General features: G+C 43.4%; 20 protein-coding genes. 19 read left to right on the forward strand and 1 reads right to left on the reverse strand.

Features of this window, described 5'->3' with window-relative positions:
- Nucleotides 1-18 precede the first annotated feature (18 nt).
- From BC351_RS41065 to BC351_RS41120, 11 genes are all read left to right on the forward strand, one after another.
- A complete protein-coding gene (locus BC351_RS41065) occupies nt 19-795 on the forward strand; it encodes a DNA and RNA helicase (RefSeq protein ID WP_079421461.1) in 777 nt (258 codons plus the stop codon).
- A gap of 45 nt (nt 796-840) precedes the next feature.
- Nucleotides 841-1,440 (forward strand): hypothetical protein, encoded by a 600-nt coding sequence (locus tag BC351_RS41070; RefSeq protein WP_079421462.1) that lies wholly within the window; start codon nt 841-843, stop codon nt 1,438-1,440.
- Nucleotides 1,437-2,843 (forward strand): type VI secretion system Vgr family protein, encoded by a 1,407-nt coding sequence (locus BC351_RS41075; RefSeq protein WP_079421463.1) that lies wholly within the window; start codon nt 1,437-1,439, stop codon nt 2,841-2,843. Before BC351_RS41070 ends, BC351_RS41075 begins: the two co-directional genes overlap by 4 nt.
- A gap of 17 nt (nt 2,844-2,860) precedes the next feature.
- Nucleotides 2,861-3,484 (forward strand): hypothetical protein, encoded by a 624-nt coding sequence (locus BC351_RS41080; RefSeq protein ID WP_079421464.1) that lies wholly within the window; start codon nt 2,861-2,863, stop codon nt 3,482-3,484.
- Nucleotides 3,481-4,008 (forward strand): hypothetical protein, encoded by a 528-nt coding sequence (locus tag BC351_RS41085; RefSeq protein WP_079421465.1) that lies wholly within the window; start codon nt 3,481-3,483, stop codon nt 4,006-4,008. Before BC351_RS41080 ends, BC351_RS41085 begins: the two co-directional genes overlap by 4 nt.
- Before the next feature lie 25 nt (nt 4,009-4,033).
- Nucleotides 4,034-4,471: a DUF4280 domain-containing protein gene (locus BC351_RS41090; protein ID WP_079421466.1), complete on the forward strand. Its 438-nt coding sequence runs from the start codon at nt 4,034-4,036 to the stop codon at nt 4,469-4,471.
- Nucleotides 4,472-4,489: 18 nt separating this feature from the next.
- Nucleotides 4,490-7,417, forward strand: a complete 2,928-nt coding sequence (locus tag BC351_RS41095; RefSeq protein WP_079421467.1) for an HNH endonuclease — start codon at nt 4,490-4,492, stop codon at nt 7,415-7,417.
- Nucleotides 7,408-7,842, forward strand: coding sequence for an SMI1/KNR4 family protein (locus tag BC351_RS41100; protein ID WP_079421468.1), 435 nt, complete (start codon nt 7,408-7,410; stop codon nt 7,840-7,842). The genes BC351_RS41095 and BC351_RS41100 overlap by 10 nt, the downstream gene beginning before the upstream one ends.
- Nucleotides 7,843-7,855: 13 nt before the next feature.
- A complete protein-coding gene (locus BC351_RS41105) occupies nt 7,856-8,314 on the forward strand; it encodes an SMI1/KNR4 family protein (protein ID WP_079421469.1) in 459 nt (152 codons plus the stop codon).
- A gap of 371 nt (nt 8,315-8,685) precedes the next feature.
- Nucleotides 8,686-9,000, forward strand: coding sequence for a hypothetical protein (locus BC351_RS41115; RefSeq protein WP_079421471.1), 315 nt, complete (start codon nt 8,686-8,688; stop codon nt 8,998-9,000).
- Nucleotides 8,993-9,511, forward strand: a complete 519-nt coding sequence (locus BC351_RS41120; RefSeq protein ID WP_079421472.1) for a toxin-antitoxin system YwqK family antitoxin — start codon at nt 8,993-8,995, stop codon at nt 9,509-9,511. Before BC351_RS41115 ends, BC351_RS41120 begins: the two co-directional genes overlap by 8 nt.
- Before the next feature lie 92 nt (nt 9,512-9,603).
- Here the strand turns inward: BC351_RS41120 and nfi are convergent, their stop codons facing one another.
- Entirely contained in the window at nt 9,604-10,323 is a 720-nt protein-coding gene (gene nfi / locus BC351_RS41125; RefSeq protein ID WP_079421473.1) for a deoxyribonuclease V, read from the reverse strand.
- Nucleotides 10,324-10,488: 165 nt separating this feature from the next.
- Between nfi and BC351_RS41130 the strand changes: the two genes are divergently transcribed.
- The 8 genes from BC351_RS41130 to BC351_RS41170 all read left to right on the forward strand — a co-directional run bounded on the left by BC351_RS41130 (nt 10,489) and on the right by BC351_RS41170 (nt 17,679).
- Nucleotides 10,489-10,719 (forward strand): hypothetical protein, encoded by a 231-nt coding sequence (locus BC351_RS41130; RefSeq protein WP_079421474.1) that lies wholly within the window; start codon nt 10,489-10,491, stop codon nt 10,717-10,719.
- A 44-nt stretch (nt 10,720-10,763) separates the two neighbouring features.
- Entirely contained in the window at nt 10,764-11,840 is a 1,077-nt protein-coding gene (locus tag BC351_RS41960) for a hypothetical protein (RefSeq protein WP_144028709.1), read from the forward strand.
- Nucleotides 11,827-12,264, forward strand: coding sequence for an SMI1/KNR4 family protein (locus BC351_RS41140; protein WP_079421475.1), 438 nt, complete (start codon nt 11,827-11,829; stop codon nt 12,262-12,264). Before BC351_RS41960 ends, BC351_RS41140 begins: the two co-directional genes overlap by 14 nt.
- Before the next feature lie 73 nt (nt 12,265-12,337).
- Entirely contained in the window at nt 12,338-13,150 is an 813-nt protein-coding gene (locus BC351_RS41145; RefSeq protein WP_079421476.1) for a DUF4261 domain-containing protein, read from the forward strand.
- A gap of 539 nt (nt 13,151-13,689) precedes the next feature.
- On the forward strand, nt 13,690-14,118 hold the full coding sequence (locus BC351_RS41155) for an SMI1/KNR4 family protein (protein WP_079421477.1): 429 nt from the start codon (nt 13,690-13,692) through the stop codon (nt 14,116-14,118).
- 893 nt (nt 14,119-15,011) lie between these two features.
- Entirely contained in the window at nt 15,012-16,052 is a 1,041-nt protein-coding gene (locus BC351_RS41160; RefSeq protein WP_079421478.1) for an ABC transporter ATP-binding protein, read from the forward strand.
- Nucleotides 16,045-16,839: an ABC transporter permease gene (locus tag BC351_RS41165; protein WP_079421479.1), complete on the forward strand. Its 795-nt coding sequence runs from the start codon at nt 16,045-16,047 to the stop codon at nt 16,837-16,839. Before BC351_RS41160 ends, BC351_RS41165 begins: the two co-directional genes overlap by 8 nt.
- A gap of 36 nt (nt 16,840-16,875) precedes the next feature.
- Nucleotides 16,876-17,679, forward strand: a complete 804-nt coding sequence (locus BC351_RS41170; RefSeq protein ID WP_244209358.1) for an ABC transporter permease — start codon at nt 16,876-16,878, stop codon at nt 17,677-17,679.
- Nucleotide 17,680: the final 1 nt, after the last annotated feature.

Below are 17,680 nucleotides of genomic sequence, written 5' to 3' on the forward strand. Positions count from 1 at the left end.
GAGAGGAGGAGGAGCGGATTGTTCACGAACGTTTATCCGAATTTTACGAAAGGCCGTATTCTCAAAGGGGATATGCTGGAAAGTTTGCGGGATGTTCCGAGGCGCTTCACCGAGCTGTCCACCGAGGCTTACTCGGAGGGGATCGTAGCTGGGGCGGAGGTGCGGATTACAGCGGAGCAGCTTGTTGTGTCCCGCGGTCTTGTCAAGTTCGGGAGCAGAATCTATGCGTTGGAGCAGGACTACTCGCTCCCGTATCAGGCGAACGGTAGGGAGACCGTGCTGAAAATCCGCTTCGGGGAAGCGGTGGAACAGTCTGATTTCACCCTTTACAAGGCAGATATTGTGCTTGATCACGAAGTTTCCCTACGAGGAAACGAGCTGGAGCTCGGCAGATTCAAGCTGAAGGAAGGGGCCAAACTGCGCTCGGACTACCAGAGTTTTGCGGATTTCGCAACGGAGTATAACACGTGGAATAGGCTTCACATTCCCTATTCAGCGGTAGGTCAAAGCAGTTTGAGCCCCCAGCTGACGCGATATTACGGCGCAGAATTGTTAAGCGCTGGCAGTACGAATGCGTATGACATTGCATTTGCCATGCAGTGTCTGAATCAGAATACTGTGAATCGGGAATTGATTCTTCGTTATATCGGGAGTCGGTTGGGAATGGAATATAAGGCATATGACAACGTACAGATTCACAAATATTTAACCCGTATTCTGGAGGAGGCGCAGTTGGGCACGCGGGCGAGACCTGATCTGAGATCGGGTGGACCACGTCGGATGCTTGTGGATTGAGGGATTATAAGTCATGTTCGGCAACCTAAGGGAGGCGTGAAAACGATGGAGTATGCGGATGAGAGGATACTTGCTTTCATCAATGAAGTGGAGAAAAGCCAACAGCCCAATGACATTCGTACAGGGCCTGTGCGTGTAGGCAAGCGCTACTATGAGTTTACGGAGTTGGCTTTTTTTGATGGAAAGCTAAAGGTGCTTATGCCTAGCGACTTCGTAGATATGCCGGAGGAGCAAAGCAAGCTGAAATACCCGTATGAACAGCGTCCACAAATTATTAAGAGCGATGAGACAGGCGGGATCAATTTTACGCTAAGCCAAATCGATCAGGAGCTGGATGATGAATCGGTTCAGGAACTGACGGAGGGCATGAAGGCTTTGATTAAAAGAATGAACCCGACGCATGTTTTTTATACGGAAGGGCTGGAAGAAGCGGGCGGCAAGCCGATTGGCTATTTTGATTTCAAAGGGGCTGCGTTGGACGGATTTATTTATTACATCATGTTCTTTTTTGAATTTGAGGGTAAGACGGTGATGGGTACTTTTTGCTGTCCGTATGGGGATTATGAGGATTGGCAAGAAGCCGCCCGTCAAGTCATTCGCACGATAAGGATCATACATGAGGAGGAAGGTGGGGGATCCGCATGAGCGAAAAGAGGCATACGTACACGGACATGGTCGTCTTCCCGTATGAGTTTGAAAGTCTGCTGGATTTCAAACTTGTTCAGCAAGCAGGAGAACATTCGCACCTGACGCTCAGCGGAATCGTTCCCGAAGATAAGCTGGATCAGTATGTGGAGCGAGCCGACGATGAAGAACGGATTCAGGTGTCGGTGCAGGATAAGGATCGGACGATTATTCTTTTTCAAGGGATGGTTACCCGTCTGACGGTACAAGCCGTTAATGGGGTAAGAAAGCTCATGGTGGAGGCGTATAGCGAAACGATGCGGATGGACATGAAGAAGAAAACGCGCTCGTTTCAAAACACGCAGCTAGCGTATTCCGCTTTGTTTAACCAGCTCGTAGCCGATTATCCGCAGGCTGATGTAACGGATGGAGCTTCAAACGGCAAAAGGACAGGCGGTTTGCTGGTACAGTACAAGGAAACAGACTGGCAATTTGCACGAAGAGTGGCCTCTCAGTTTCACGCTCCTTTGGTGCCGATTTGTACGCAAAGTGGTGTGAAAGTATCGGTAGGCTTGCCGGATCAAGGGGAACCCCAGAAGCTAGACGCCTATAACTATGCCATAAAGAAAGATCTGAAGGGCTATAAGCAGAAGTCCGAGAATGGCATGAGCGACTTGAATGAACAGAATAGCATCAGCTATGAAGTAAGCAGCAGCAAAATTCTGACCTTGTGCAGCCCTGTACAGTTCCAGCGGCGGACGTTGTACGTATATCGAGCCGAGACAAGAATAGACAAAGGTGTCATGATCCATGATTACGTGTTGAAGGATCGAGAGGGGCTTGGTGTTCCGACGGAATATGCCTATGCGCTGGCAGGAGTCTCACTTTTTGGCAAGATTGCCGGGGTATCCAAGGATCAGGTAAAAGTGAATCTGCATATCGATGGAGGGCAATCTGGAGGATTATGGTTCGCCTATTCCACCGTATATTCCTCACCGGACGGGAGCGGTTGGTATTGTATGCCTGAAGAGGGCGATGAGGTGCGCCTCTATTTTCCGGATGAGCAGGAGAAGCATGCGTTTGCAGCCAGTTCCGTGAATACAGCGTCATCTGATCCCCAGAAGCGAAGCGATCCATCGGTGAAGAGTATTAGTACCAAATATGGTAAACAAATTGTATTCAAGCCAGGCTCGGTTGAGATTATCGGCAGCGGCAAGCTGCTTATGAAGCTAACCGACGATGGAGGGATTGAAATCAATAGCGACAAGAAAATTATGCTGTCTGCCGAAGACGATATTGAAATTACCGGCGGGGCGAAAGTTGTTATTCAGGGCGAGCAAGGCGTGGATTTGAAGCAAGCGGACGCAAGCCTTGCGATAACGGATCAGGTGACGATCAGCGGAGGCAAGGTCAATATCGTTTAAGCGGAGGGGGAGACAGCTTGAATAAGCAAGAAGCGCTGGATGATTTCCTGGAGAGCTTTGTCTTCGATCAATGGCTGAAGGACCTGCTGCCGATTGACCAAGCGCTGGAGGCGCAGCGTTCGAGCATCGAACAAAGCTTTAGCGATGCTTTTGAATCCGTATGGACACAGGTGTCGGAGCTTCAGGAGCAAGGTTTAAAGGGGGATATTCGGTATGTGTATATCTCTCTGATGCGGACTAGCATTATGGAGAATAGGCCTGATTATCGCATTGATGCGTATGATCACAACTGGTTTATGGATGCCGCAGCGTGTGTGGGAGGATGGCGAGCTGACTTTATCTTTGATCCGTTGTTTCGAAGGATGGAGGAGCTGGAGAAGCAGAAGTCCGCGTATGCGCGCAAAGTCACCTCGATGGATATAGCGAGAATTAAGCAGATCGAAGCCGTGAAGTATCACCTGCTGGCTATCGAATTTATGAAAACAAGAATTTCAGCACTGCTTACCAGTAATGGATATCTACGTATGGGAAAAACGCCTGATATCCACTGGATGGTAGGGGAATTCCGCGATCAGAGCGAGCTGCTTGTGTCCGGGAACACACCGGTAGATGACGGAAACGATGGAGCGAAAGCGCAATGAAGGACTACTTTGTGTTAAAGCAGGATGAACGGCTCACTGACGCACCTGAGCTGCTGGATGCAAGGAAACAGGTGAATTCGAGAGATATTCACCTCACCAGTGCTCATAAACTGGCGGATACGATGTTCTTCAAAGTGAAGGCGGAGAAGGAAAGCAGCTTTCCTGATGTGATGGATCGTCATTTGTATCTCATCTCGGAACGATTAAAACGTTTGGTAGAACTGTATGCGCCGGACACGATATTCAAGTTGACCCCATTAATTGATATGGCTCATCGCCGCCAGCATAATTATTATTTGCCAATCTTTGAGGAAGTGAGCGCGCTGAGTCCGAATAGTGAGCTAGCGGGAGACGGGCGTGTGATCCGGAAGTTGGTTCTGCAAGGAGATCAGCTCACGGGCAAGAGGATCTTCAAGATCAAAGAAAGCGAAAAACCGCTGATCGTGGTGAGACTGGACGTTGCTGAAAGTATACTGCGCAGGGATTTCGAAGGCGTTCAACTGGTACGCGTACTGGTAGAATAGCAGGTTGCATAAGGAGGGAGCTTCGATGTCTGAGAACGAGTTCTACATTGTGAGAGGGGCTCAAATGGTTTGCAGCTGCGGGTCCCACAAGCGACGGATTAATTTGCCGGAGAGTCATGGGTCGTATGTAAATGACAAGCCGATGATGAATGAAGGGGATTACCTGTTTCATGTGAACGTGCCGCATTTTGGCATTTGTACAAGTCCGTTGAATCCAAGCGGAGAAACGATTTATTTGATTGCTGAGAATGGCCAGACCATTTCTGGCAAGCCTTGTTGTCCGCTCCAGATGGGCAAATGGATGCAGGCCAAGGAGAACGCCATCGTGGATGGCAAGCCAGCCTTAACGACCGTATCACGGTTGGTCTGCGGCTATCAGAATAACAAAGGGGAACAGGGGAGCGGGGATCAGCAAGACAAGGAGGGCATTACCTTTATTACGAATGGACAGCAGGATACGTAAGGAAGCGGAGGTGGAAGAATGGGCGAAGTAGCGGTAGAGAAGCATTTGCGTGTGCAAACGATCTATCCGATTCATCAACTTGAGGATGTACAGATCACTTGGCAACCGAATGAGCATGGACGGCTTCTGGTGCGTGGCATCGTAGATGAGGCTGTCAACGTCAGTGCAACACTGCAAGCCTTGGCTAGCGATGAGATCCGTGTCTATGAAAGCGACGGCCAGCAGGAAACGACGCTGTTCCGAGGGTGGATAAGCGCAGCGCATACGACGCATACCCAAGGGGTGTATCATATCGAGCTGGAGGGCCTATCGGGCAGTGCGATGCTGGATGGAAAAAGACATCGTCGTACGTTTCAGAATACGTCGATGTCGTACGCCGAGGTAATGGACGAGCTTGTGAGCGCGTACCCAGGTCATGATGTCCTTTATCGCGTAGGGGAAGGCGTCCCGATTGTCGAGCCAGTCATCCAGTATGACGAGACCGACTGGGAACTGCTGAAGCGCTTGGCGAGTCATTTCCAGAGCGTAGTCGTCTGTGATATATTGGAAGCAAGACCAAAGCTTTTCGTAGGTATACCGCCAGGAAAAAGTCTGAGTTTGTCGGCAGATACTTCCTATCTAGCGGGCAAGGACTTGCTGGCTTTTCAGCGTGCAGGCGGTTATGAGGCCGGTTTGCATGATACGGATTTCTTTTATTATGACATACAGAGTACCGCGCGCATGTCGCTTGGAGATGAAGTGGCCTTTCGAGGCAAATCGCTCATCGTCAGCGAAGTGAAGGGCCGGATGAAGCAGGGAGATTTCGTCTACACGTATCGTCTGTCAAGGGCGGAGGGGATACGCCGAGAGCGTGCGAACAATGCCAAGCTGACAGGTATTTCGCTGTCCGGAGAAGTGCTGGAGGTCAAGGGAGAGCAGGTGAAGCTGCACCTGAGCGTGGACAGCAAGCAGGCGAAGGAAGGCGCGCATTGGTATCCTTTCTCGCCAGCGACAGGAAGTGCCATGTACTGCATGCCCAAGGTGGGCACGCAAGCGAGCTTGTATGTACCTGATGCATCAGGAGCAGGCGCCTTGGTTGTCGGCTCTGTGCGAAGCAATGGGGCGAGCTGCGCCAAGATGGGCGATCCGAGCCAGCGGTATTTTGGAACGGAGCATGGAAGTGAACTCGCCTTGCTGCCTAGTGCGATTCATCTGACAGGCGGGAGCAAAGAGCCGCTCAAACTGAGCTTCGATGACGAGACGGGCATTACGATGACGAGCCATAAGAAGCTGACGCTGAACGCGAAGATGGACATTTCCCTCTACACGCCGAAACGTGTGGTGATTCGTGCCCAAAGTCAACTGATGGCGAAGAAATTAGCGGCACAAAGCGGTTTTACCATTGAAGGAGATTACCACTTTCTGGGGACAAACGTGAAGGCGGCAGGCACAGACCGGACCTCCTTTGCGCCCTACGACGATGAGCCGAAGCAAGGTGTCAAGCCTGAAACGCCGTCTGAAACTGAAACGCCGAAGAAAAAGAAGAAGTTTAGCTGGGGGAAACTGGCAGCCAATGTGCTCGGCGCATTGGCGGTCGTAGCAGTTGTAGCAGTTGTAGCGGCAGTGACCGTGGCGACGCTAGGAGCAGGTGCGGTAGTGATTGGCGCGGTAGTCGCGGGAGCTGTGGCAGCCGGAGGTATAGCGGTAGGAGCGAAGGCGGTATCGGATATCCGGCGAGGAGAAGTAAGCGACTTCGGGGATTATGCCGCGGATGCCTTCCGAGAATCGATGATCGGGGCGGCCTCTGGGGCGATATTCGGGCCATTTGGCAGTGGTGCAAGTCTGTTAGGGAGAATGGCTGTAAATGGTATATCCGGAGCGGCAGAAAGTATTGTAAGCCAGCTTACGGATAACGAAGAAGGCTTTAGCTGGAAGCAAGTAGCCTTCAGCGCGGGAATTAGCGCTGCCACGGTCGGATTGCTGGATGCGAAGATCGTAGGAAAAACGGTAGGCGAGTACATCGGGCAGGGAGCTAATAAGGTAGCGCCATGGTTGGTTAACGGGATGGGCGCCGTAGCGGAGAAGTTTGGTAAGTTTGTAGGGAAAATTAGTGAATGGGGTAACATAGGTAAAAGTTACTTGAAAGAAAAAGGAACATTGGTAATTAAGGGCTTAAAGCAGGAAGTGAAAGAAATAGGGGATTCAGTTCAGGCTCTGAAGAAAACAATTGGGGATTTAGAAATTCCTAGTTCACAATCTAAAGAAGCGCTTGTTTACGGCTATATGTCGCCGAATAAGACGGTTGCTGAGGCATGGCAGGATACGAAAGATGCTGTGTCGAAGTTCTTGAAGAAGCCGGATAAGCCACCAGAAAAACTGCCTGAAATTGAAAAACCTGATCCTGGGGGGACGGGTAAAACATCCCAAGCTAAACAGCAAGAAGCTTACGAAAAGGCTATGGAACATGCAGCTAAAAACCAACCACCATATACTAGGAAACCTAATGCTCCCAAAAACTATAAAAAGAAAGTTCGTAACGAGGATGGTACTACTACTTATACGTTTACTTCTATGAAGAATGGGAAAGATTATCAGGTGAATTTTGATAAAGAAGGTTTCCCGATATTTGGTTCGAAATATGATACTGCTTTACCTGAAAAATTTTACTTAGAACCAGATGGTGTACAGTTTGAATATCTTTCAAAAAAACTATATGCTGATATTACTAGCAACTCAAAACTTGCTGGAAATTTCAGCGAAGTTGAAATAGCTTTGTTAAAAGAAGGAAAAGTACCAAAAACTTTAACCTGGCATCATCATCAAGACTCAGGAAAAATGCAAATAGTTGATTATTTTGAACATCAAGTTGCAGGACATACTGGGGGTAGAGCGATTTGGGGTGGCGGAAAACCAGGTCGATCGGGAAAATTGAAAAATGAAATATTGGAGTTGTTATCATGGGATTGAAAAAATGGATTTTTGTAGAAGAGTCAGTTGATGATGCTACTATAGTTTTAGTTGAACAACTTTTTGAAGTGACCTTCCCTCAAGATTATAAGGATTGCATCAAAAAATTTAATGGTGGTTACCCCGAACCTAATATCTTTGATTATAACAACGGTGCACAAGGAGTATTCAATGATTTGATTAGTTTTACAAATAGTGAGCTAAACATAAAAATGTTTCATGATATTGCAAAGGATTCGATTAACAAAGAAATTATTCCATTTGGAAGAGACCCATTTGGTAACTTAATCTGTTTTGACTATCGCTACTCCAAAAAAATTCCATATGTTATATTCTATGATCATGAAGAAGTAGGGGAAGAAGCGATAACACCCATTTGTGAGACCTTTACGGAACTTTTAAATAGATTATATTCTATAGAATAGTAGGTGGATTTTTGTGAATATAGAATTTGAGTCTTCATTTAAACCAATTGAAAATAAAGCGATTAAAATTTTTGAAGAAACGTATAATTTAAACCTACCAGATGATTATAAGAAGTTTCTTCTTTGTCAAAATGGTGGAAAAACGGTTAGAAGAAGGTTTGAAACAAATGACAAAACAATAACATCGTCAATCATGTTATTTCTTCCACTTGGTAAAGAAAGAGATGAGGATTTGGAATATTATTACACGAAATACAATTTGGGTAATATAGTACCTTCCAACTTTGTTCCTATTGGGTTTGACCCTGCAGATAGCCTTATATGCTTGTCAGTCAGTGGGGAGGAGCGAGAGTCCGTTTATTTCTGTGATATGGATTATATTGAAGAAGATAAAGAGTTAAAACAAGAGTTCGTTAGATTAATATCTCCTAGTTTTAGTGATTTTGTAAATACACTCTTTAAACCCAATTAATTAAAACATCTAAGAAATCAGTGTGTAAGTGGATTCTATCATTTCTCTCGTGTATATTTTCTCAAATTTCAACAATCAGATCGTACAATATAATTAACAATGCCACAATAAGAGTTAGTTACCCGTATTGTGGTCTTTTTACCCTTCGGCATCCGTAAATGTATGAATAATGAACTCAGGAAAATTATTAATACTGCCAAGAACGTTTTAAGATCAAATACAACAAATATGACCTTTGGGATTATTGAGGATGGTATAACAGAGAATGCACTTAGCATTCATCAGGAGTTAATTAATTATTCCAATCAAAAAATTCAACAATATGTTGAGTTTGTACAAATAGTCTCAGGTTTTCATTAGGAAGTATAGTAATGTTGGAATATCAGGAGAATAAAGATTACCAAAATTTATTAGACTTTCTGCCTGATTGGGAAACTAACTGGCTATGTGTGGGCAAAATTATGTCTGAACCACTAGGCATAAATAAGCAGGATGGAAATGTATATTGGTTTTCAGAAATTCCTTACAGCAATGAAGGGATATGCCTTGGCACACTTGATAAATTTCTTGGAAATTATGTGTTTGGTCGCAAATACTATGAAATTGTCCCATGGATAGATGAAGATGATTGGTATCAGTTTATGATTATGCATGGTCTTGTCTTCGAAGGTGAAAATAATGAATGATAAAAAAATAAAAGTTATTTTAAAAAGGATGTTAGGAAGTAATTATCAAAAATCGATATTAACAATTGATGAAGTTTTCTTAACAGGAATTGAATTTACTGATGACGTATGTTTTTCTGGGGAAAGTGGGCAAGAAGTATATGATAAACCAATTGAAGAAGGTGGAAAGCCAATAACCGGGCTTGTGTATGAAAGATATCGGAATGGGAATTTAGCTTATTATTCTTATTATAAGAACGGAATTGCTGAGGGCGATTATGTTAACTTTTTCGAGAATGGCAAAGTAGAGAGTTTCCGAGAAATGTGTAGGGGTGTATTATTTGGTCAGTCACTGTCTTGGTTTGATAATGGTATTTTAAAATCAATGGCGAGTTACAAATATGGGTTTAAAATAATATATAGGGAGTGGAACATAGGAGGGGAATTGGTAAATGAAATGCTAGAGCCAAACGATTTTGAAAAAAGTATGATAGAAAAATACGATAAGTGGAACATGCAAACTGAGAATTAGTAACAGAAGATTTGGTCATGCGGAAATACGAATGATCCAGAGAAAGGACAGTAAGCGTCAAAAACATCCATTGAATAAACATTTGGAGGTTTCTATCGCTTATTGTCCTTCTTTATTTTTTCCAATAAAGTTAAGGATTTTTTTACCAATTGATCTGCTTGGCGTGTTGTCTCGGGTAAGCGGAAACGAGGAGCTAACTGTAAAACCCATTTGCATGCCGTAGGTAATGAAATTCGATGTCCGATAGAGACGTAAATAGGTTTTACATTATTCTGTGTTCTTAATACGATACCGATTTCGTCATTACTATCTAGTAAGGTCGAATAATCCCCTCGTTTAATACCAGGATCTTCATAATCCCCAAGTAACTTGGTTTTGCCACAACCAATTGTTGGAGTGTTAAACAGTACCCCCAAATGACTTGCTAACCCGAATCGTCTCGGATGAGCAACTCCTTGTCCATCACACACTATTAAATCTGGTGTTATAGATATTTTACTGAATGCTTTAATAACTGGAGGTAATTCTCTAAATGAAAACAATCCAGGGATATAGGGGAAATTAGAAATATCTTCAACTACATTGCTTTCAATTAGTTTCTGTGTAGTGGCATCAAGTATCACAACTGCTGCTACTAATCTATCACTATTTTTGCTATAAGCAACGTCAACACCAGCAATATAGTTAACTTGCTTTAATTGGTCTTCCTTTATTACTTTTAAGGCAAGTTCTTTTTGTAGAACAATTGCTTGTGATTCGTTTAAATCCCAAGAATGCTGAATAACTGGTTCGATACAATTTACTCCTTTCATAGACAGATCAGCCGTAGTTTTTTATTATATTATGACTCATGTAGTACTGGAAAACAATCATAAACATTAAAGTGATTGACTTGTTTTTTATTATCTTCATTTTTTAAGATTACAACTTAGGGGCGGGTGATTCTACAAAGATACCAAGAACAGGACCAGAATGGGATGAGTATTTCCGTTCAAGATATGGCGATGAGAATGTGGACTGGAAAACTAGTTCAGAATGGTGATAATCATATTCCATATACACCTAAAATCAGACCAAATGCAATAAGCTTGCGGTATTTTGGAACGGAGCATGGAAGTGAACTCGCCCTGCTGCCAGGTGCGATTCATCTGACAGGCGGGAGCAGGGAGTCGCTCAAACTGAGCTTCCGGCATCTGGTGCGCTTATAGGCCCCGTCAAGAAAGCATGGGAAGCATACAAGGACTTCGATCCGATGAGTGCTGGCATCCTGGCAAACATGGCATGGAAGGGATTGGATTATGCCGTCAACAATCCTCTTGGAGCCTTGGAGTTTGTTACGAACCCAATCGCTTTTACAGCCAAATATTATGCCAACAAGGAGCATCGAGATGAGCTGCTGAGAACATTGGCGGGAGTCTGGGAAGGCGTAAAGCAAGATTTCAAGGAAGACGTCATACATGGAGATACCTATAGTCGAAGTAAATATGGAACGGAATTGGTACTTACCATAGCTTCTTTTTTTGTTGGTGGCGAGGCAGGAGCAGCATCCAAGGCAACAAGAATAAGCGCAAGATCCAATCAGTCTATACGAGTACTGAGTGCAGAGGGTACTACCCTGGGTGAAAGTTACGCGAAGCTTACCCAGGCGGCTATGAATAAGATTTTAGATGTAAAATTTATTAACCCGTTTGAGAGTTCGCAGTTGGTAGGAATTTCTGGTAGAGTACCTGTAACAACAACGCTAAGGGAAATCTTGCAGGGATCATCAGGGAAGATATCGAATCATTTGAAAAGCGAGGGAGATTCAGTCGGCTCTGGAAAGGGTGGAGGTAGTTCGGGGGGTAAGGGGACGGGTGAAGGTGCTCCTTCAAAATCTCCGCCTAATGTAGAAACGAATTTTATAATATTTAATAAATCACATAAAAATGCCGCTCCTAAACCAAGAGGATTCGGACCAAATGGTGGGCGTCTTGAATCACACCATGGACTTCAAGGTGAATGGGCGAAAGAAAATTTAGCAAAGTATGGATATGATTACAAAGAAGCACCAACAGTGACACTTGAAACAGGTAAAATACCTGGAGCAAATAAAGATCATCCACATACAGAACTCAACAACCGTCAGTCAGAAAGAAGAGATGATCGTATAGCTGAAGGGAAGGGGAAATGGAGTTCTACTTTACAGGAGGAGCTTACTTTTATTGTTGAAGATTTTAAAGCGCTTGGTTTTACGAGAGAAACTATAGAAAAAATAATGGAACAACAATATAAAATGTTAGACAAGCTTAAAGTACCGTATCGGAGGATAAATCTAGATGAATATTTTTGAAGAAATAAGTGATATGTTTTTTGTAGAAGTAAAAGATTTACCAGCGAGTGAAGGGGATATTATAAGTCTTCAAAACTTTTCCACTATAAAAGTACCTAATGATTATGAAGAGATGTCCAAAATAGCAACTGAATTAGAGATAAACGTAAAGAATCAAATGTACATCCGAATATGGAGTCCGTTAGGATGTATAGAGATGAATGAAGCACACAGAATCCAAAAGTATATCCCTGAATCTCTAGCTATTGGAGATGATGAGGGTGGTTATGTCTTGATCTATATGGAAGGTAAAGAGGGATTTGGATTGTATATGGTTGGATTTGGGAATATTGATGTTGAAGATGCGGTCTTAGTTGCCCCCTCACTTAGAGACTTATTGATAAATAATATAGGAATAGATGTTGTAATGAGCGGCTATGTATAAATGATCATACACAATAGAACTATCTTTACACATAACAAATCTAAAAATTGAATTAAGAGAAGGAGTTATAATTATGGGGCAAGAACTAGTCAATCAGATAGATACAACATACTCTGTTGAACTACTGTTCGAAGAAGTTCCAATAGTTGATGTTGATAAAATTGCTAAAGATTTATTTCGAAATTTTGGTATAAATATTGTCTTGAATAATGATGACAATGAAGTTGTTATAATTACTTTTACTGATTACCAAGTAGAGATACAAGAAGGTGTCATACTGAATGTTCAATACATTTTTAACAGAAGCTATTCACAAGTAGATAATAAGAGAATCGCACCTGCTTTGCAGCAAACTTGGGATTTTGAAAAAGCAAATGAAACAGTTTGTAGAGCGAAATATAGTTGCTTGCTTTCGGACGTTTTCGCTTCACAATTGGATTATCGAAGCAGAGTAGAGTTGTTTAATATTGTTTTATTGACTATATTAAAAAATACAAACTGTATCGCAGTAAATTGGAAGTCTAGTCAAAAGATATCCGACCCTGAATCATTTATTAGTCGATTTGAAAATGGCGAGTATTTAAATGGAGCATTGAATGTTAGAATGTTCAAATTGGAGCAAACCAATGATGAGATGATAATGGATACAGTAGGTCTTTCAGGTTTGGGATTACCAGATATACAGTGTCGGTTTAATAATATCACCTCATCCGAAATAGCTAGTTTGTTGTACGGCTATGGTAACTATATTTTTGAGAACGGTGATATTTTTGAAGATGGTGATAGCCTGGATGGAACAGGGGAGATTCAAAAATGGATTTGCAAACGTGAGATGTCATTACTCAACCCCAAAAGAGTTGTTCTTAATATAAAACCGCAGAAATAAATCAAATAATTGAGAGTTGAAATAATGGTGATAGTTGGTAAAACGACTATCATCTTTTTATTCCTAAGTTTAAGATTACTACTTAGGGGACGGGTGATGATTCAAAGCCTAAGGTATTCACAAATACCGTACACTATACATCAAATGCATCTGGTGGTTCGGGTTTAACCTACAAGGTTTTTCAGAGAAATGATATTGATTGGAGCATGAAACGAACTACAGGAGCGAAACAAGGAATAGGTTTAACAAATGCTGAAGCTGCCTCACGGCATGGACTTGCCCCAATTTAACCAGATGGCTTTATAGCCACCTTACACCATTCACGTCAAAGTGGTATAGGACCTTTGTTTGAAGCTAGTACTAGATATCATAATATAACTAACATAAGTAAATCTCCTCTTCATCCATATGGTGGAAAGCCTCACCCGTACTATCCTATGGGGAGAGGTAAGGGATCTCTTAGAGAGCAGTTCCAAAAGGTTGATTCACCTGAATATTGGAAATGGAGAGGGACACAACAATAGGAGGAGTGTATTAAGATGGATAATTTACCAAAAGGATTAGAAGTTGCATTAAAAGAAGAAATTTACAATCGAGAAAATGAAGGTGACGTTCTTTCTGCTCTATCACGTCTAAACGTTACTACATCAAATGCTTTTATTCAATTTTATAAAAAGTATAGTGGTGCATTTTGGAGTGAGGCAGTACCTTATGAATTACTTGATATATGTGATGGTAAAAACAACATAGAAGTGTATACTGAAATTTGTAGAAAGGAACATGGTTTTCTTCATAATTTTCTAGTGCTAAGCGAACTGTCCACTGGGGCAGTACTTGTGTTAGATAGTATTACTGATAAAGTATATGAAGTTGATTTTGAAGGGGGTCAAGACCTTCTAATGAACGGAGAATTGGAAGTGAGTTGGTCGAATTTCAATGAGTTTCTAAAGGAATATTTTGAACTATAATTGTGTAGTTGAAAGAACACTTAACTATTTCATTTCCGGTAATGGGGCGCTACCCAGTGCCGAATGAACCCATCATCCATCATTCAATCATGAACACATTTAACCCATGTAATACCCGTATGAAGATTTCTCTATATTGTTTGTATGCACAGATGCTTTAATTTTATAACCTAAATAACGCTATTCCGTTACGATGAACAGGTCGATTATGGTCAGATACTACCATGATTGACCTGTTTTTTGCTATGTTTGCTTTCTCACAGGTTCTTGAAAATGCTTCGCAACTGTAGAATGCGCCGCCCCGATAGGGAGGATCAAAAGGCAAGGCATCTTTTGAGATAGATAGCTCTACCATTAATATTGTTAGGACTTATCTGTTAAATGTTCGCAACAATCTGGCCATTTGCCGCGATAACTACTGTGAAAAAACAATCTGGTGACGACCAGTTGACATAGAACAGGTGAGGTATCGTCTTAGGCTAGCCGCCTTCCTACTCCACAGCCGCCCAAGAAGGAAGGTATTGCATATGAAAACGAAGTACAACGACTTCTGGTTAACTAAGAATAACAAAGCCGCTAATGCGTACATGGACGTAGTACAGACTGGACCTCCTTTGCGCCCTACGATGATGAGCCGAAGCAGGGCGTTAAGCCCTCAGTTGTACTTACATAAATTTCATTACTAATCCTTATCAAAACATTTTTCCAGTGAATGTATGAGTGGTACAGTATTAATTGGTCCTACCGACACTACTATGCCTAGCGCTGCTGCGTATTTAGCCTTTTACATATAAAATAGTGATTGTCGAAGTATCCATCCTTAAGGTATTATTCTGTAGTATGGAAATTTTTCCAAGTTTTCGGAAGACCAAATAAGGATGGCAGGTGAACGGATGAGTCTAATTGAAGTACAGGATCTAACCAAAACATTTCGGCAAGCGGTCAAAGCTCCAGGTTTAGTAGGCGCGGTTAAACACATGTTTACCCAGAAATACAGGGAGAAGCAGGCGGTAAACGGCATCAGCCTGAGTATTGAAGCAGGGGAAGCCGTAGCTTATGTAGGGCCTAATGGAGCTGGTAAATCGACTACGATCAAAATGCTCTCAGGTATTTTGGTGCCGACATCCGGCAGTGTAATGGTTGATGGCGTGGTTCCCCATAAGCAAAGAACGGACAATGCGAGAACCATCGGGGCTGTATTCGGCCAACGAACACAATTGTGGTTCGATCTGCCGATCATAGAATCTTTTGCGCTGCTCAAAGATATTTACGAAATTCCGGAAGCGGTTTATCGGTACAATATGGATCGTTTTACCGAGCTGCTCTCGCTGGATGAATTTCTGCATCAACCTACACGCAAGCTATCTCTGGGACAACGGATGAGAGCGGATTTAGCTGCTGCTCTGCTGCACAACCCTCGAATTGTCTATTTAGACGAACCGACCATCGGCTTGGATATTGCAGTGAAAGTGAAGATTCGAGAGTTTATTAAGCAAATGAACCGCGAACAGGGAACGACCATTATTTTAACGACGCATGATTTGGAGGACATCGAGGATATTTGCCGCAGGCTTGTTATTATCGATCAGGGTAGGATCATCTATGATGGGAGCCTTCAGGCTGTCAAGGACGCTTTTGCTCGGGAGAGGACGATCCACTTCCAGCTGAGTCAGCCGCTATCGGGCAATGAACATCTGTTAACTGACTGGCCAGGAGCCGTCGTAGAACAGAAGGATGGTCAGCATATTGCGATCCGCTTTGACCGGTTTGAGGTATCAGCCAGCGAAGTCGTGAGCCGTGTCATGCGATTGGGTGAAGTGATTGACTTCCGTATCGATGAACCGAAGATCGAGCATGTGATTCGCAGGGTTTATGAAGGGGAGCTTGTATTAACGGATGCGGAGCCGCCGAAAGCGATGGTGGCGAATGATTAGAAAATATGTGTCACTAGCCCAAATGTCTATGCAAAACAGCATTGCCTACCGCAGTTCATTTATCATCAATATTGTCGGCAGCCTTCTCCTCCTTGTATCCATGATGTATTTGTGGAAAGCGATTTACGCGGAGAGGACAGAGGTAGGCGGGTTTACTTGGGAAGCTATGAAAGCGTATTTATTAATAACGTTTATTTCAAATTCAGTTTTGTCCTTTACCTCGGAGGGCCGTATTGCCGGGAAAATACGCGATGGCAGCGTCTCCTTGGATTTGTTGAAGCCGTTGGACTTTCAGAAGGCACGCTTCTCCGAAACGTTGGGGACGAGCTTATTTGAAGGAACGGTGACCATTGTGCTGACTATCTTGGTGCTCGCCTTTTTCTCAGGAGTTCAGATGCCTGTAGGCTTCACGGCCTGGCTATTATTTGCAATAAGCTTGCTTGCCGCGCTGCTTGTGAAATTCGGTGTAGTCTATCTCGCTGGCTTATGCTGTTTTTGGACGGATAGCTTCTATGGTATTTCACTGGCGAGAGCAGCTATCACCAACCTGCTTTCAGGTGCATTGGCTCCTTTGGCATTTTTCCCTGATTGGTTGAAATCGCTTTGTCTGCTGCTTCCGTTTCAGGGGATCGTTCACATTCCGGCTACGATCTATTTGGGTCAGACTTCTTCCATGGAAGCTGTTCGAATGGTTGCGGTCCAGCTGATATGGGGCGTGGTGTTATGGCTGCTCGGTAAATTGCTGTGGAACATAGCGGTGAAAAAAGTGACGATACACGGCGGCTAAGAGGAGACGAAGCTGAAAAGGGAAAGAGGTGGCCGGTTGAAGAGGAAGATTAGTCGATCTATGTACTTATATACACGGCTGATGAGCCAGCAATTAAAAGCTATATTGGAATATCAGGCGGACTTTCTGCTACTCGTTATTGCAGCAGGTTTGACGCAGGTGATGGGGCTAATTTTTATATGGGTCATCTATCAAAAAATACCGCAAATCCACGGTTGGGATTTCTGGGAAGTTATTTTTATTTATGCGATCATTAATTTTACGACAGGCGTTTCTCAGTTCTTTTTTGAAGGGACATGGCGGATTGGATTTCTGGTCAACTCGGGAGAATTGGATCGAATGCTGCTTCGCCCCATATCGCCAGTGCTTCAGGTGCTTAGTGGTGCTGTCGGAATGAACGGTTTAGGCAACATGGTGGTAGGAGGTATTATGCTTGTAAATGCACTTCGTTATGTTCATATCGAGTGGACTTGGGATAAGGCGCTAATTGGCTTTGTGTTATTTATCTCAGCTATGGTTACGCGTACTGCGATTAACCTTATATCCAATTCGCTTGTTTTCTGGACACAAGCCCCTAATAATTCCTTACCAATGATGGTCAGCAGTTTGGCCGAATTCGCCAAATTTCCGATTACAATCTATTCGTTTGGTGTACAGTTATTTTTCTCCTTGATACTTCCGTATGCATTTGTAAGCTTTTTTCCGGCGGCCTACTTGTTCGACAAACAGAGCTGGGGCTGGATAGGATTGCTGACTCCGTTGGCTGCAATTTACTGTGTGGTTTTAGGCATAGCTATATTTAGAAAAGGATTGAGTCAATACGAAGGAGCGGGGAGTTGAA

Origin of the sequence: Paenibacillus ferrarius (assembly GCF_002027705.1) — a bacterium.
In the GTDB taxonomy this organism is placed as follows: domain Bacteria; phylum Bacillota; class Bacilli; order Paenibacillales; family NBRC-103111; genus Paenibacillus_E; species Paenibacillus_E ferrarius.

Coding starts and splice junctions, on each gene's coding strand:
- BC351_RS41070 (WP_079421462.1), top strand. CDS start 841: ATGGAGTATGCGGATGAGAGGATACTTGCTTTCATCAATGAAGTGGAG.
- BC351_RS41075 (WP_079421463.1), top strand. CDS start 1,437: ATGAGCGAAAAGAGGCATACGTACACGGACATGGTCGTCTTCCCGTAT.
- BC351_RS41085 (WP_079421465.1), top strand. CDS start 3,481: ATGAAGGACTACTTTGTGTTAAAGCAGGATGAACGGCTCACTGACGCA.
- BC351_RS41090 (WP_079421466.1), top strand. CDS start 4,034: ATGTCTGAGAACGAGTTCTACATTGTGAGAGGGGCTCAAATGGTTTGC.
- BC351_RS41095 (WP_079421467.1), top strand. CDS start 4,490: ATGGGCGAAGTAGCGGTAGAGAAGCATTTGCGTGTGCAAACGATCTAT.
- BC351_RS41100 (WP_079421468.1), top strand. CDS start 7,408: ATGGGATTGAAAAAATGGATTTTTGTAGAAGAGTCAGTTGATGATGCT.
- BC351_RS41115 (WP_079421471.1), top strand. CDS start 8,686: ATGTTGGAATATCAGGAGAATAAAGATTACCAAAATTTATTAGACTTT.
- BC351_RS41120 (WP_079421472.1), top strand. CDS start 8,993: ATGAATGATAAAAAAATAAAAGTTATTTTAAAAAGGATGTTAGGAAGT.
- nfi (WP_079421473.1), bottom strand. CDS start 10,323: ATGAAAGGAGTAAATTGTATCGAACCAGTTATTCAGCATTCTTGGGAT.
- BC351_RS41130 (WP_079421474.1), top strand. CDS start 10,489: ATGAGTATTTCCGTTCAAGATATGGCGATGAGAATGTGGACTGGAAAA.
- BC351_RS41960 (WP_144028709.1), top strand. CDS start 10,764: ATGAGTGCTGGCATCCTGGCAAACATGGCATGGAAGGGATTGGATTAT.
- BC351_RS41140 (WP_079421475.1), top strand. CDS start 11,827: ATGAATATTTTTGAAGAAATAAGTGATATGTTTTTTGTAGAAGTAAAA.
- BC351_RS41145 (WP_079421476.1), top strand. CDS start 12,338: ATGGGGCAAGAACTAGTCAATCAGATAGATACAACATACTCTGTTGAA.
- BC351_RS41155 (WP_079421477.1), top strand. CDS start 13,690: ATGGATAATTTACCAAAAGGATTAGAAGTTGCATTAAAAGAAGAAATT.
- BC351_RS41160 (WP_079421478.1), top strand. CDS start 15,012: ATGAGTCTAATTGAAGTACAGGATCTAACCAAAACATTTCGGCAAGCG.
- BC351_RS41165 (WP_079421479.1), top strand. CDS start 16,045: ATGATTAGAAAATATGTGTCACTAGCCCAAATGTCTATGCAAAACAGC.